The 13,753-nt window shown below is 60.6% G+C and carries 15 protein-coding genes; 10 read left to right on the top strand and 5 right to left on the bottom strand.

The window, feature by feature from the left end; all coding sequences use genetic code 11:
* Positions 1–49: 49 nt before the first annotated feature.
* From dgcA to J3P93_RS02555, 3 genes are all read right to left on the bottom strand, one after another.
* A complete protein-coding gene (gene dgcA, locus J3P93_RS02565) occupies positions 50–2,110 on the bottom strand; it encodes a dimethylglycine demethylation protein DgcA (protein ID WP_064365321.1) in 2,061 nt (686 codons plus the stop codon).
* 15 nt (positions 2,111–2,125) lie between these two features.
* Positions 2,126–2,656: a DUF5943 domain-containing protein gene (locus J3P93_RS02560; RefSeq protein WP_005792152.1), complete on the bottom strand. Its 531-nt coding sequence runs from the start codon at positions 2,654–2,656 to the stop codon at positions 2,126–2,128.
* 105 nt (positions 2,657–2,761) lie between these two features.
* Complete coding sequence (locus J3P93_RS02555) at positions 2,762–3,739, bottom strand: dipeptidase (protein WP_090286988.1); 978 nt, start codon at positions 3,737–3,739, stop codon at positions 2,762–2,764.
* 231 nt (positions 3,740–3,970) lie between these two features.
* Between J3P93_RS02555 and J3P93_RS02550 the strand changes: the two genes are divergently transcribed.
* The 4 genes from J3P93_RS02550 (at position 3,971) to J3P93_RS02535 (ending at position 5,568) form a co-directional block, all read left to right on the top strand.
* The gene (locus J3P93_RS02550; protein ID WP_434594877.1) at positions 3,971–4,372 is read left to right on the top strand and encodes a lysozyme inhibitor LprI family protein; all 402 of its coding nucleotides are present in this window, start codon (positions 3,971–3,973) and stop codon (positions 4,370–4,372) included.
* Positions 4,373–4,552: 180 nt separating this feature from the next.
* On the top strand, positions 4,553–4,816 hold the full coding sequence (locus J3P93_RS02545) for a type II toxin-antitoxin system RelE family toxin (RefSeq protein ID WP_434598273.1): 264 nt from the start codon (positions 4,553–4,555) through the stop codon (positions 4,814–4,816).
* Positions 4,800–5,123, top strand: coding sequence for a helix-turn-helix domain-containing protein (locus J3P93_RS02540; protein WP_042606630.1), 324 nt, complete (start codon positions 4,800–4,802; stop codon positions 5,121–5,123). Before J3P93_RS02545 ends, J3P93_RS02540 begins: the two co-directional genes overlap by 17 nt.
* A 28-nt stretch (positions 5,124–5,151) precedes the next feature.
* Positions 5,152–5,568, top strand: a complete 417-nt coding sequence (locus tag J3P93_RS02535) for a DUF3010 family protein (protein WP_434594874.1) — start codon at positions 5,152–5,154, stop codon at positions 5,566–5,568.
* Between the two features lie 143 nt (positions 5,569–5,711).
* Here the strand turns inward: J3P93_RS02535 and J3P93_RS02530 are convergent, their stop codons facing one another.
* Positions 5,712–6,656, bottom strand: a complete 945-nt coding sequence (locus J3P93_RS02530) for a GlxA family transcriptional regulator (RefSeq protein ID WP_434594871.1) — start codon at positions 6,654–6,656, stop codon at positions 5,712–5,714.
* A gap of 191 nt (positions 6,657–6,847) precedes the next feature.
* Here J3P93_RS02530 and J3P93_RS02525 point away from each other — a divergent pair, with 191 nt between their 5' ends.
* The 6 genes from J3P93_RS02525 (at position 6,848) to J3P93_RS02500 (ending at position 12,285) form a co-directional block, all read left to right on the top strand.
* Positions 6,848–7,792: a choline ABC transporter substrate-binding protein gene (locus J3P93_RS02525; RefSeq protein WP_434594868.1), complete on the top strand. Its 945-nt coding sequence runs from the start codon at positions 6,848–6,850 to the stop codon at positions 7,790–7,792.
* Between the two features lie 120 nt (positions 7,793–7,912).
* The gene (locus tag J3P93_RS02520; RefSeq protein WP_090286996.1) at positions 7,913–8,800 is read left to right on the top strand and encodes a 3-keto-5-aminohexanoate cleavage protein; all 888 of its coding nucleotides are present in this window, start codon (positions 7,913–7,915) and stop codon (positions 8,798–8,800) included.
* 138 nt (positions 8,801–8,938) lie between these two features.
* Complete coding sequence (locus J3P93_RS02515; RefSeq protein WP_434594866.1) at positions 8,939–9,904, top strand: L-carnitine dehydrogenase; 966 nt, start codon at positions 8,939–8,941, stop codon at positions 9,902–9,904.
* Between the two features lie 134 nt (positions 9,905–10,038).
* Positions 10,039–10,515 carry a thioesterase family protein gene (locus tag J3P93_RS02510; RefSeq protein ID WP_434594863.1) on the top strand — a complete coding sequence of 159 codons (477 nt, stop codon included), beginning with the start codon at positions 10,039–10,041 and terminating at the stop codon, positions 10,513–10,515.
* Between the two features lie 24 nt (positions 10,516–10,539).
* Positions 10,540–11,703: a gamma-butyrobetaine dioxygenase gene (locus J3P93_RS02505; protein ID WP_434594860.1), complete on the top strand. Its 1,164-nt coding sequence runs from the start codon at positions 10,540–10,542 to the stop codon at positions 11,701–11,703.
* A 318-nt stretch (positions 11,704–12,021) separates the two neighbouring features.
* On the top strand, positions 12,022–12,285 hold the full coding sequence (locus J3P93_RS02500; RefSeq protein ID WP_016772808.1) for a hypothetical protein: 264 nt from the start codon (positions 12,022–12,024) through the stop codon (positions 12,283–12,285).
* Positions 12,286–12,396: 111 nt separating this feature from the next.
* On the opposite strand, the gene J3P93_RS02495 is transcribed toward J3P93_RS02500, so the two are convergent.
* Entirely contained in the window at positions 12,397–13,500 is a 1,104-nt protein-coding gene (locus J3P93_RS02495; protein ID WP_007949927.1) for a GlxA family transcriptional regulator, read from the bottom strand.
* Between the last annotated feature and the right edge of the window lie 253 nt (positions 13,501–13,753).

Genomic DNA, 13,753 nt, shown 5'->3' with positions numbered 1-13,753 from the left:
GGCTGGGTTTCTACTTGCAGCTTGCAGCTTGTGGCTCGCAGCTGAGCCGTCAAAAATCCTTACAGAGCCGAAGTGCGTCGTAAATGGCGGCGTGGGTATTACGCTGCGCCACGCAGTCGCCGATGCGGAACAGCAAGTAGCCGTCGCCCGCTTCGCTCAGCGAAGGCTGGGGCTGGATCGCGAACAGCGCTTCGACGTCGATCTGGCCCTTGTTGCGCGAGCCGTCCTTGAGGGCGTAGTAGATTTCCTCGTCCGGGCGCACGCCGTTTTCGACGACTACCTGATCGACCACCCGCTCCTCTTTCGCGCCGGTGTATTCGTTCTCCAGCACCGCGATCAGCTTGTCGCCTTCGCGGTAGACCTTCTCCAGCATCATGTCGCCGGTCATGATCACTTCTTTCGGGTACATGCTGCGGTAGTAGGTCGGGAACGACGTACCGCCAATGGCCACGCCCGGTTTGATGTCGTCGGTGACGATCTCGACCTGGCTGCCCTTGTCGGCGAGGAAGTCGGCGACCGACATCCCGGTGAACTCGCAAATGGTGTCGTAGACCAGCACGTTCTTGCCCGGCGCGACTTTGCCGTCGAGCACGTCCCAGCTGCTGACCACCAGCCCTTCGGCGGCGCCCCAGTGCTCGTTCTGCTCAAGATACGGATGCCCGCCGACCGCTAGCACCACCACGTCCGGACGCAGGTCCATGATGGTGTCGGCGTCGGCCGCAGTGCCGAGACGCAGATCGACTTTCAAGCGCGCCAGCTCCAGCTGGAACCAGCGGGTGATACCGGCGATCTGGTCGCGCTGCGGCGCTTTCGACGCGGTCGTGATCTGCCCGCCGATGAATTCTTTTTTCTCGAACAGGGTCACGTCGTGGCCACGCTCGGCAGCCACGCGTGCGGCTTCCATCCCGGCCGGGCCGGCACCGACAATCACCACTTTGCGTTTCGGCCCGGTGGATTTTTCGATGATGTGCGGCACGCCCATGTATTCACGGGAAGTCGCGGCGTTCTGGATGCACAGCACGTCCAGACCTTGATACTGACGGTCGATGCAATAGTTGGCGCCGACGCACTGCTTGATCTGGTCGATCTGGCCCATCTTGATCTTGGCGATCAGGTGCGGATCAGCGATGTGCGCGCGGGTCATGCCGACCATGTCGACGTAACCGCCCTCAAGAATGCGCGTGGCCTGGTTCGGATCCTTGATGTTCTGCGCGTGCAGCACCGGCACCTTGACCACTTCCTTGATCCCGGCAGCCAGGTGCAGGAATGGCTCCGGTGGATAACTCATGTTCGGAATGACGTTGGCCAGGGTGTTGTGCGTGTCGCAACCCGAGCCGACCACGCCGATGAAATCGAGCATGCCGGTGTCGTCGTAATACTTGGCGATCTGCTTCATGTCCTCGTGGGACAAGCCGTCCGGGTGGAACTCGTCACCGCACAGGCGCATGCCCACGCAGAAATCGTCACCGACCTCGGCGCGCACGGCTTTGAGAACTTCCAGACCAAACTTCATCCGCCCTTCGAAGCTGCCGCCCCACTCGTCGGTGCGCTTGTTGACGCGCGGGCTCCAGAATTGGTCGATCATGTGCTGGTGCACGGCTGACAGTTCGACGCCATCGAGGCCACCGGCCTTGGCCCGGCGCGCGGCCTGGGCGTAATTGCCGATCACCCGCCAGATTTCTTCCGGCTCAATGGTCTTGCAGGTGGCGCGGTGCACCGGTTCACGGATGCCCGACGGCGACATCAACGTCGGCCAGTTGAAACCGTCCCAGCGCGAGCGGCGGCCCATGTGGGTAATCTGAATCATGATCTTGGCGCCATGCTTGTGCATGGCGTCGGCCAGATTCTGGAAATGCGGAATGATCCGGTCGGTGGACAGGTTGACCGAACTCCACCATTCCTGCGGGCTGTCGATCGCCACGACGGACGAACCGCCACAGATGGCCAGGCCGATGCCGCCCTTGGCTTTCTCTTCGTAGTATTTGACGTAGCGGTCGGTGGTCATGCCGCCGTCAGTCGCGTAGACCTCGGCGTGCGCGGTGCTGAGCACGCGGTTGCGGATGGTCAGTTTGCCGATCTGGATCGGCTGGAACATTGCTTCGAAAGCCATTTCACGGTCCTCGGCTTACAACGGCTTGACGGTGAACAGGCCGTCATCGTGGCCCTCTTCGGAGCCTCCGTAGACTTGTTCGGCCACAGTGCGAATCTTGCTGCCACGCGCTTCGAGGATCTGGTCCATGGCGCCGGCAAACCAGCCGGTGAACATGTAATCGACCTTGCGCCCGACCTTGCCGTACACATAGACGAACGCCGAGTGCTCGAGCTTGACGCTGGCGGTGCCTTTATCGAGGTCGATGTCCTGGATCTTGAACAGACCCCAGCCGCGTTGCGACAGGCGTTTCATGTAGTGTTCGAACACCGCGACGCCTTCCAGACCGTGGCATTCGGCTTCTTTTTCGCACCAGTGCCAGGCGGACTTGTAGCCGGCCTTGTAGAGGATCTCGGCGTAGGCGTCAGCGCCCAATACTTCTTCAATGCCCATGTGGTTATTGACGAAAAAGTGTCGTGGCACGTAGAGCATCGGCAGGGCGTCAGAGGTCCAGACACCGGTCTCGCTGTCGACTTCGATTGGCAATTGCGGGGCGATCTTGGCCATGGAAACTTAACTCCAGAAAAATGATGGTTCAGTGTTGGCCGCGGCCCTCACCCCAGCCCTCTCCCTCAGGAGAGGGGGCAGATCGGCGGCGGTCTTGAGAAAGCGTTATTCGCCCCAGACATTCTTGAGGACGTTGACCCAGTTCTCGCCCATGATCTTGCGCACCACGCGTTCGGAATGGCCGCGCTTGAGCAGGGTTTCGGTGAGGTTGGGGAATTCGCCGACGGTGCGGATGCCCAGCGGGTTGATGATCTTGCCGAAGCTGGTCAGGCGGCGGGCGTAGCCCTTGTCGTGGGTCAGGTATTCGAAGAAATCCTGGCCGTGGCCCTGAGTGAAATCGGTGCCGATGCCGATGGCGTCTTCGCCGACGATGTTCATGGTGTATTCGATCGCTTCGGCGTAGTCGTCGATGGTCGAATCGATGCCCTTGGCGAGGAACGGCGCAAACATGGTCACGCCGACAAAACCGCCGTGGTCGGCAATGAACTTCAGCTCGGCATCGGACTTGTTGCGCGGGTGCTCTTTGAGACCCGACGGCAGGCAGTGCGAGTAGCAGACCGGTTTTTTCGATTCGAGAATGACTTCTTCAGATGTCTTGGAACCGACGTGGGACAGGTCGCACATGACGCCGACGCGGTTCATCTCGGCGACGATCTCGCGACCGAAGCCCGACAGCCCGCCGTCACGCTCGTAGCAACCGGTACCGACCAGATTCTGGGTGTTGTAGCACATCTGCACGATGCCGACGCCGAGCTGCTTGAACACCTCGACGTAGCCGATCTGGTCTTCGAAAGCGTGCGCGTTCTGAAAGCCGAAGAGAATGCCGGTCTTGCCCTGTTCCTTGGCACGACGGATGTCGGCGGTGGTGCGCACCGGCATCACCAGATCGCTGTTCTCACGGATCAGTTTCTGGCTGGCAGCAATGTTGTTCACGGTCGCCTGAAAGCCTTCCCACACCGACACAGTGCAGTTGGCTGCCGTCAGACCGCCCTTGCGCATGTCTTCGAACAGCTCGCGGTTCCATTTGGCAATGATCAGACCGTCGATAACGATGCTGTCGGCGTGTAATTCGGCTGGGCTCATCAGGCGTCCCCTTATTGGCGATCCATGCGCCGAATCGTCTGCCGGCGCTTTGGGGCCAGCATATGCCTAGGTGTCGGGGCGACCGGGTGCAAAAACGACAGGGGAATTGCCGAAAGCGTCAATCCGCGACAAAGGGTCGTGCGCCGCTCCGATCAGCTACCTGTTCAAGCCCGCGCGCTTGCGCCAGAATCTGCCGCAGCCTGCACATACCAACGGATTAGAGCGACCCCAATGAAATCGATCTTCCTCGCCCTGGCACTGATTGCGACCGGCGCCCACGCCGCCGAAGAATCCGACAACAACCCGTGCGATGCGGTGGAAAAAGACATCCAGACTCTGGAATGCTCGGCCTACAGCCGCACCACTGCCGAAGACCTGCTCAAGGACAACTACGCCAGCCTCAACGAACGCATGCAGACCGCGTACAGCAAGAGCCCGACGCAACTGGCCGACATCACCGCCAAGTTGAAAACCGCCCAGCAGCAATGGTTGAAGACGCGGGACGCCGATTGCGCAGTGGAAGCGTTCCCGGCAACGGCGGGGAGCAAGGCGTTCACCATTGCGCAGAATGATTGTGTGGCGCGGATGAGTGATGAACGGTCGGAGTTTTTGGAGTCGATCGGGCAGGAGTGATCGGATTTTTAGAAGGCTACCGCGGGCTTATCGACCGAACTCCTTCCTCACCATTGCGATCGGGCCGTCACGCTTCGCTTTGATAGCCAAGAGTGACGCGACCGCGCAACTGCCGACACGCCTTGTTTATTGGTCATTGGAAAAATATAAGTATAGATTCGCGAATCTTATAAAAGACTTATATTCTTCTATGACAGCATCCACTGGACTCGCAAAGCTGTTAAGCAGCTTTTGAAATTGCATTCCGTGCACCAAGGGAAGGTTCGCGACGCCGTGACGGCGCTTGCCGACATGCCCGATGTTGGCAACGTAAAATCATTGATTGGTCATGATTACGCTTACCCGCTGCGTGTCGGCAATTATCGAGTCATGTTCGACTGGGATGGCGAAATTAAAGTGGTCGGTATTCAAGAGGTCAAAAAACGTGATGAACGCACCTACTGACGTTCAAATAATCAATGACGCCGAGGGTAACCCTGCGTTCGTGGTTATCCCCTACGCTCAATATGTCGCGCAGAAAATACAGCCCGATCTGATTCCCCATGAGGTTGTCAGCCGGATCGTTGACGGGGCAACACCCATCCGCGCCTGGCGCGAACATCTCAATCTGACTCAGGAAGAGGTGGCGAAGCGCATGGGTATTTCGCAACCGGCATTTGCTCAACAGGAAACAGTCGCCAAGCCACGCAAGGCCACCCGCGAGAAAATTGCCGCCGCGTTCGGTATCACAGCCAGTCAGCTCGAACTGTAGGCTGCCCTCTTCATTCAAAGGAATTCACATGAACATCTGCGGCATCGAAATCAAAGGCAGCGAAGCGATCATCGCCGTAGCCGCTCTCGACGGTTCGTCCTTGAGCCACATTCCTCTTGCCACCAAGAAGATCGCCCTCGACGACGATGACGAAGCGGCCAACGTGAAGCTGTTCGCGGCGCAGGTGGCGTCGTTTGTGCGGGAGAACTCTGTGGACCGGATTGCGATCAAGAAGCGCAGCAAGAAAGGTGAATTTGCCGGTGGGCCGACGACGTTCAAGATTGAGGGGATTTTGCAGCTGCTGGACGGGTGTGAAGTGACGCTATTGTCGCCGCAGACGATCAATGCGCAGGCCAAGAAGCACAATTTCGAACTGCCGGGGACGTTGAACAAGTATCAGCATGAGGCTTACAAAGCCGCTTGTTCGGCATTGCTGAAGAAGTAACCCGATTGCCGAAATCACATGGGAACCTGTGGGAGCGGGCTTGCCCGCGATGGCGGTGTGTCAGGCAATAACAATGTTGGGTGTGCTGGCCTCATCGCGGGCAAGCCCGCTCCCACAGGATTCTATGGCGTTGCGGAAGCCATTCAGGCCTGGGCAGTACGCCGGTCTACGCGGGGGCAGCGAGCGAATTTTGCTCGATAGCTACGAGTGAAGTACGACGGTGATTCAAAACCGCAGGCAATACTCACTTCGAGCACGCTCATGTCGGTCTGGCGCAACAGTTGTCGGGCCTTTTCCAGGCGCAGGCGCAGATAAAAATTGCTCGGCGTATCGTTCAGATGCAGCCGGAACAAGCGCTCCAACTGCCGCCGGGTGACCTTGATCGATTCCGCCAGTTGCAGCGTGGTCAGCGGCGGTTCGCTGTGCTGCTCCATCTCACCGATCACCTGCACCAGTTTCTTGTTGCTGATGCCGTAGCGCGTGGCGACTTCCATGCGTTGGTGGTCCTTGCGCGGGCGAATGCGCCCGAGCACGAATTGCTCGCTGACCTGAATCGCCAGTTGCGGGCCGTGGGCCTGGGCAATCAGGTCGAGCATCAGATCAATCGAGGCCGTGCCACCCGCCGAAGTGATCCGTCGCCGGTCGATCTCGAACAGTTCCTGGGTCACGCTGAGCTGTGGATAAGATTCCTTGAACGCATCGATCGCCTCCCAATGCAGGGTCAGGCGATGGCCGTCGAGCAGGCCCGCTTCGGCGAGGACGAAACTGCCGGTGTCGATACCACCGAGCGTCACACCGTCGTTGTCCAGGCGGCGCAACCAGTGTTCCAGCGTCGGCGTGATGAACTTTAGCGGCTCGAACCCGGCCACCACCAGCAACGTCGCGCCCTTCTTCAGCGGCTCCAACGCGGCATCGGCGTTGACCGACATGCCATTGCTCGCCAGTACCGGCCCGCCGTCGGCGCTGAGCACATGCCAGCGATACAGCTCGCCACGAAAGCGGTTGGCCACGCGCAACGGTTCGATCGCGGAGATAAAGCCAATGGCGGAGAACCCCGGCATCAGCAAAAAGTAGAAATCCTGGGACATGGGCGCACTCGGTTGGCGGGTCGCGTGCAACGTTGATACGCCGTTTGCCGGCGGCATTCAAGCGTGCAGGTCGCTACAGTGCAATTGCCAGTCGCCGCAGTGCGCTTTCACCGGGCCGTTGCTGCGTAACTTGGCACCACCGGCGCGCCAGATGCCGGAAACCCAATAATCGAACTGCCGAGGAACCTGACATGAAACGACTGATCAGCAGCTGCGTTCTTGCACTCAGCGGTACCGCTTTCTTCAGCACCGGCGTGATGGCGGCCGAACCGGCCTCCTGCAAGAATGTGCGCATGGGCGTGGTCAACTGGACCGATGTGATCGCCACCAGTGCCATGACCCAGGTCCTGCTCGACGGCCTCGGCTACAGCACCAAACAGACCAGCGCCTCCCAGCAGATTATCTTCGCCGGGATTCGCGATCAGCGCCTGGACCTGTTCCTCGGTTACTGGAACCCGCTGATGACCCAGACCATCACCCCGTTCGTCGAGGCCAATCAGGTCAAGGTGCTAGAGGCGCCAAGCCTGAAAGATGCCCGCGCGACCCTCGCCGTGCCGACCTATCTGGCTGACAAGGGTCTGAAAACCTTTGCCGACATCGCCAAATTCCACAAGGAACTGGGCGGCAAGATCTACGGCATCGAGCCAGGCTCGGGCGCCAATACGCAGATCAAGGCGATGATCGCCAAGAACCAGTTCGGCCTCGGCAAGTTCCAGCTGGTGGAATCGAGCGAGGCCGGCATGCTCGCCGCCGTCGATCGCGCGGTGCGTCGCAAGGAAGCCGTGGTGTTCTTCGGCTGGGCACCGCACCCGATGAACGTCAACATCCAGATGACCTATCTCACTGGCAGTGACGACGCCCTCGGCCCCAACGAAGGCATGGCCACGGTCTGGACAGTCACCGCGCCGAAATACGCCGAGCAGTGCCCGAATATCGGCCGCCTGCTGACCAACCTGACCTTCACCGCCGAAGACGAGAGCCGGATGATGCAACCGCTGCTCGATCATAAAGACGCCTTCGAATCGGCGAAGCAATGGCTTAAGGATCACCCGGAAGACAAGCAGCGCTGGCTCGAAGGTGTGACCACATTCGACGGCAAACCGGCCGCTGAAAACCTCCAGCTGACCAGCAAATAACCCTCATTTTGAAAAGCCCCTCACCCTGACCCTCTCCCAGAGGGAGAGGGAACCGGACGACGCTTCGCAGCCCCGAAAAGGGCTGCGGACAGACCCATCACGCCTGAAGGAAACCGCACCATGAACCACGACGTCATCATCACCTGCGCACTCACCGGTGCTGGCGACACGACCGCCAAAAGCCCGCACGTGCCGGTCACCCCGAAACAGATCGCTGCCGCCGCCGTCGAAGCTGCCAAGGCCGGCGCCACCGTCGTGCACTGCCATGTGCGCGATCCGCAGACCGGCAAGTTCAGCCGTGACGTCGCGCTGTACCGCGAAGTGATGGAGCGCATCCGTGAGGCGGACGTCGACATCATCGTCAACCTCACTGCCGGCATGGGCGGTGACCTGGAAATCGGCGCTGGCGAGAACCCGATGGAGTTCGGTCCGAACACCGATCTGGTCGGCCCGCTGACCCGTCTGGCTCACGTCGAAGCGCTGCTGCCGGAGATCTGCACCCTCGATTGCGGCACGCTGAACTTCGGCGACGGCGACACCATTTACGTGTCCACGCCGGCGCAACTGCGCGCCGGCGCCAAGCGCATCACTGAATTGGGTGTGAAGGCCGAGCTGGAGATTTTCGACACCGGTCACCTGTGGTTCGCCAAACAACTGATCAAGGAAGGCTTGCTCGACAACCCGTTGTTCCAGCTGTGCCTGGGCATCCCGTGGGGCGCGCCGGCCGACACCACCACCATGAAAGCCATGGTCGACAACCTGCCCGCCGACGCGGTCTGGGCCGGGTTCGGCATCGGCCGCATGCAGATGCCGATGGCCGCGCAAGCGGTGCTGCTGGGCGGCAACGTGCGGGTCGGCCTCGAAGACAACCTGTGGCTGGACAAGGGCGTGCTGGCGACCAACGGCCAACTGGTCGAACGCGCCAGCGAAATCCTCAGCCGCCTCGGCGCCCGCGTGCTTACGCCGGCTGAAGGTCGCAAGAAAATGGGCCTGACCCAGCGCGGCTAATGAACACCCATTTCCCTTGTAGGAGTGAGCCTGCTCGCGATGGCGTCGGTACATCCGAAGCATCTCCAGCGGTAGAACAACCGCTATCGCGAGCAGGCTCACTCCTACAGATTTCGAGCCAATTTCAGGAAATCCACCATGCGCTTTATCACCGAAATCAAAACCTTCGCCGCCCTCGGCAGCGGCGTCATCGGCAGCGGCTGGGTCGCGCGCGCCCTCGCCCACGGCCTCGACGTGGTGGCCTGGGACCCGGCACCGGGCGCCGAAGCCGCACTGCGCAAACGCGTGGCCAATGCCTGGGGGGCACTGGAGAAAAACGGCCTGGCGCCGGGCGCTTCACAGGATCGCCTGCGCTTTGTCGCGACCATCGAAGAATGCGTGCGCGACGCCGACTTCATCCAGGAAAGCGCTCCCGAGCGGCTGGAACTGAAACTCGATTTGCACAGCAAAATCAGCGCAGCGGCCAAGCCCAATGCGCTGATTGGTTCGAGTACGTCGGGCCTGCTGCCGAGCGAGTTCTACGAGAGTTCGACGCACCCTGAGCGTTGCGTGGTCGGGCATCCGTTCAACCCGGTGTATCTGCTGCCGCTGGTAGAAGTAGTGGGCGGCAGGAACACCGCGCCCGAGGCCGTTCAGGCGGCGATGCAAGTCTACGAATCCCTCGGTATGCGTCCGTTGCATGTGCGCAAGGAAGTGCCGGGATTCATCGCCGACCGCTTGCTTGAAGCGCTGTGGCGCGAAGCATTGCATCTGGTCAACGACGGCGTGGCGACCACCGGCGAGATCGACGATGCGATCCGCTTTGGCGCCGGGTTGCGCTGGTCGTTCATGGGTACGTTTCTGACTTACACCCTGGCCGGGGGTGATGCCGGCATGCGCCACTTCATGTCGCAGTTCGGCCCGGGATTGCAGCTGCCGTGGACCTATCTGCCGGCGCCGGAGCTGACTGACAAGCTGATCGATGATGTGGTCAATGGCACCAGCGAACAGCTTGGCCGGCACAGCATTTCGGCGCTGGAGCGCTATCGTGATGATTGTTTGCTGGCGGTGCTTGAGGCGGTGAAAACCACCAAAGAGAAGCACGGTATGAGTTTCAGCGAATAATCCGCTACCTGATCGTTCCCACGCTCTGCGTGGGAATGCAGCCCGGGACGCTCCGCGTCCCAGAAGCGTGACGCGGAGCGTCACAGGAGGCGTTCCCACGCAGAGCGTGGGAACGATCACCGCCAGGAGAAACCATGCCCCACCTCACCACCTACCAAACCAGAATCATCCCCGACTGGGTCGACTACAACGGCCACCTGCGCGATGCCTTCTACCTGCTGATCTTCAGCTACGCCACCGACGCGCTGATGGATCGTCTCGGCATGGACAGCAACAATCGCGAAGCCAGCGGCCATTCGCTGTTCACCCTCGAACTGCACCTCAATTACCTGCACGAAGTGAAGCTTGATACCGAGGTCGAAGTGCGTACGCAGATCATCGGCCACGACAACAAACGCCTGTACCTCTATCACAGCCTGCACAAGGTCGGCGATGCGCAGGAACTGGCCGGCAACGAACAGATGCTGCTGCACGTCGACCTCGCCGGGCCGCGTTCGGCGCCGTTCAGTGCCGAGACCTTGAGTCATTTGCAAAGCATCGCCGCCGAGCAGCGGGACCTACCCGCTCCCGCTTATATCGGCCGCGTGATCGCGCTGCCACCCGCCCGGTAATCCCACCGATCATCAGGAGCCGCCATGCACACCGCTGCCGCTGTTGCCGATTTCCGTACTTATCCGTTGATCTGCGCGCTGAGTGGCGTGCAGGGTCTGGCGGATCGCGTTGTCATCAAATGGGCTGATGGCCGCGTCAGCCCGTTTCACCATGTCTGGCTGAGGGATAACTGCCCCTGCCAGCAGTGCGTCTACAGCGTGACTCGCGAGCAGGTTTTCGAGATCGTCGATGCGCCTGACGAACTGCAACCAAGCGCCGCCTACGTTGATACCGAAGGCTGCCTGCGCATCGATTGGCAGGACGGCCACCTCAGCCGTTTCGATCCGGGCTGGTTGCGTGCCCATGCCTACGACGACGAGTCCCGCACCGAACGTCTGGCCGCAAAACCCAAGAGCTATTTGTGGCGCAGCGATCTGCAGTTGCCGGTGTTCGATTACGCCGCGCTGATGAACGACAACGCCGCCCTGCTGCAGTGGTTGCTCGCCGTGCGTGACATTGGCCTGACTCAGGTGCGCGGCGTGCCCACCGAGCCCGGTTCGCTGCAACTCATCGCCCAGCGGATTTCCTTCATTCGCGAGAGCAATTTCGGTGTGCTGTTCAACGTGCAATCCAAAGCGGACGCCGACAGCAACGCCTACACCGCTTTCAACTTGCCGCTACACACCGACCTGCCCACCCGCGAGCTGCAACCGGGGCTGCAGTTTCTGCACTGTCTGGTGAACGACGCCGAGGGTGGCGAGAGTGTTTTCGTCGACGGCTTTGCGATTGCCGACGCCTTGCGCCAGGAAGATCCGCCGCTGTTTCAGGCGCTGTGCGATATCCCCGTGGAGTTTCGCAACAAGGACCGTCAAAGCGACTATCGCTGCCTCGCGCCGATCATTGCGCTGGATGCGCTGGGGCGGGTCGCAGAGGTTCGCATGGCAAACTTTCTGCGCGGAGCATTCGAGACCTCGGTGGAGCAGATGCCGTTGTTGTATCGCGCTTATTGTCGGTTTATCGCCATGACCCGCGAGCCGCGCTTTCGCCTGATGCAGCGGCTCAAACCGGGCGAATTGTGGTGCTTCGATAACCGCCGCACGTTGCATGCGCGCAATGCGTTCGACCCGGCCAGCGGGGCGCGGCATTTTCAGGGCTGCTATATCGACCGGGATGAGTTGTTGTCGCGGATTCTGGTGTTGCAACGCTAGACCTGTGGGAGCTGGCTTGCCAGCGATGGCGTCAGCACAGACCACCTGGACATTTCTGATTCACAGGCAAAAAAAACCCCGATCAAGCCGTGACAGGATCGGAGCTGAGGAGGGTACTGTCGAGGAGCTGCCGAGCGAGGGTGACCAAACCTTCGTGAAGCGAGCTGCAGCCAGTGTGCCCACCTGCCGAGTGGGTCAGTTAGCCGAAAACGACCTGTTCATAGTCGTCATAGCCACTGCGACAAAACGCCCTTGCCGTGCCTGGCCATGGCTACCAGAATCGAGCCAGACCTCCGATGCCACAGAAGGATTTGCGTGATGATGTACGCCGATTTGATTGATCAGGAAGACCTGTTGGGCCAGCTCAAGGCGTTGGGCATTCAAGTGCCGAGCGGCACCACCGCCGAACAGGCCTGCGAGTGTGCGGTACGCGGGCTGGACAACGTGCGCGCGTTTGAACTGCGCAAGATGGTCAAGGACATGTACACCAGCGGCGCGAGCATTCAGCCGGCCGTGCGCCAGGCGATCGACAAACAGTTGCTGCCCGCCCTCTCTGATTACCAACAGTCTCACAGCGCCTGACAGGCCGCTATCGCTGGCAAGCCAGCTCCCACAATGATCCGGCCGACACAAAATTTGTGTACTGCATTGACCCTGTGGGAGCTGGCTTGCCAGCGATGAAGCTGACTCGGTCTACAGCCTTACGCTGGCAAACGTCGATTCATTGCGCGCCTGACTCAACGCCGACATCGGCCCCGACAGCGGCGACATCACAATCGCCTGCGGCAGCGGCAGCATCGCCACTTGCTGGGTGGTGTTGGAGCCGACACGCTCGTCACGCGGCGGAATGCCGAAGTACTCGCGGTAGCACTTGGAGAAGTGCGGGGTCGAGACGAAACCACACACCGACGCCACTTCGATGATCGACATCGGCGTCTGCTTGAGCAATTGCCGGGCGCGGATCAGCCGCAGCTTGAGGTAGTAGCGCGATGGTGAGCAGTGCAGGTATTTCTGGAACAGCCGCTCCAGCTGCCGACGCGACACCGCGACATACACCGCCAGTTCATCCAGATCGATCGGCTCCTCAAGATTGGCCTCCATCAGCGCGACGATTTCCTGCAGCTTCGGCTGGTTGGTGCCAAGCATGTGCTTGAGCGGCACGCGCTGGTGATCCTGCTCGTTGCGGATGCGCTCGTAGACGAACATTTCCGAGATCGCCGCCGACAGCTCACGGCCGTGATCACGGCTGATCAGGTGCAGCATCATGTCCAGCGGCGCGGTGCCGCCAGAGCTGGTGAAACGGTTACGGTCGAGGGTGAACAGGCGTGTGCTCATCGCCACTCGCGGAAACGCTTCCTGCATCGCCGCCAGACATTCCCAGTGCACGCTGCAATCGAAACCGTCGAGCAGGCCGGCGCAGGCCAGCGCCCAACTGCCGGTGCACACCGCGCCAAGACGCTTGGACTGACGCGCCTGGCTTTGCAGCCAGGACACATGTTCGCGGGTCACGGTGCGTTGAATGCCGATGCCGCCGCAGACGATCACAGTGTCCAGTGGCGGGGCTTTGTGCATGGAGGCGTCGGGGGTGATTTGCAGCCCGTCACTGGCCCAGACCTGGCCACCATCGACGGTGAGGGTGCTCCAGCGATACAGCTCGCGACCGGACAATTGGTTGGCCATGCGCAGCGGTTCAACTGCGGACGCCAGAGAAATCAGCGTGAAATTGTCCAGCAGCAGAAAGCCGATGGATTGAGGCGCACGGTTCTGGGGTTGGGCCCCGGAGTTGAACGACGTCATCGCGGTATCTCCTCACACAAAGCGGGTGATGGGCCTCAGGCGGAGGCTCTTGTTATTGCCAGCGTTCTCGCGTGAGAGACGGGCTTTGTTATGACAGAGCAAATGCCATGCCTAAATTGAATGTGTGTTCAATAACTCCTGAAAACGACCTGCCAACGTGTCTATTCGAGACCTGCGAACCGGGAATTTCGAAGTGCCATCAAGCGACGACAGCGCCCTGCCCCGCTGCCTGTGAGCAGATCGGTAGCACTTG

The organism is Pseudomonas sp. R3-57 (assembly GCF_051132065.1).
GTDB lineage: Bacteria > Pseudomonadota > Gammaproteobacteria > Pseudomonadales > Pseudomonadaceae > Aquipseudomonas.
The sequence above is the reverse complement of the archived record's forward strand: the minus strand, read 5'-3'. Positions and strand labels throughout refer to the sequence as shown.

Bases quoted from the DNA above. Each gene is read 5' to 3' on its own strand.
- dgcA (WP_064365321.1), bottom strand. From the start codon at position 2,110: ATGGCTTTCGAAGCAATGTTCCAGCCGATCCAGATCGGCAAACTGACC.
- J3P93_RS02560 (WP_005792152.1), bottom strand. From the start codon at position 2,656: ATGGCCAAGATCGCCCCGCAATTGCCAATCGAAGTCGACAGCGAGACC.
- J3P93_RS02555 (WP_090286988.1), bottom strand. From the start codon at position 3,739: ATGAGCCCAGCCGAATTACACGCCGACAGCATCGTTATCGACGGTCTG.
- J3P93_RS02550 (WP_434594877.1), top strand. From the start codon at position 3,971: ATGAAATCGATCTTCCTCGCCCTGGCACTGATTGCGACCGGCGCCCAC.
- J3P93_RS02540 (WP_042606630.1), top strand. From the start codon at position 4,800: ATGAACGCACCTACTGACGTTCAAATAATCAATGACGCCGAGGGTAAC.
- J3P93_RS02535 (WP_434594874.1), top strand. From the start codon at position 5,152: ATGAACATCTGCGGCATCGAAATCAAAGGCAGCGAAGCGATCATCGCC.
- J3P93_RS02530 (WP_434594871.1), bottom strand. From the start codon at position 6,656: ATGTCCCAGGATTTCTACTTTTTGCTGATGCCGGGGTTCTCCGCCATT.
- J3P93_RS02525 (WP_434594868.1), top strand. From the start codon at position 6,848: ATGAAACGACTGATCAGCAGCTGCGTTCTTGCACTCAGCGGTACCGCT.
- J3P93_RS02520 (WP_090286996.1), top strand. From the start codon at position 7,913: ATGAACCACGACGTCATCATCACCTGCGCACTCACCGGTGCTGGCGAC.
- J3P93_RS02515 (WP_434594866.1), top strand. From the start codon at position 8,939: ATGCGCTTTATCACCGAAATCAAAACCTTCGCCGCCCTCGGCAGCGGC.
- J3P93_RS02510 (WP_434594863.1), top strand. From the start codon at position 10,039: ATGCCCCACCTCACCACCTACCAAACCAGAATCATCCCCGACTGGGTC.
- J3P93_RS02505 (WP_434594860.1), top strand. From the start codon at position 10,540: ATGCACACCGCTGCCGCTGTTGCCGATTTCCGTACTTATCCGTTGATC.
- J3P93_RS02500 (WP_016772808.1), top strand. From the start codon at position 12,022: ATGATGTACGCCGATTTGATTGATCAGGAAGACCTGTTGGGCCAGCTC.
- J3P93_RS02495 (WP_007949927.1), bottom strand. From the start codon at position 13,500: ATGACGTCGTTCAACTCCGGGGCCCAACCCCAGAACCGTGCGCCTCAA.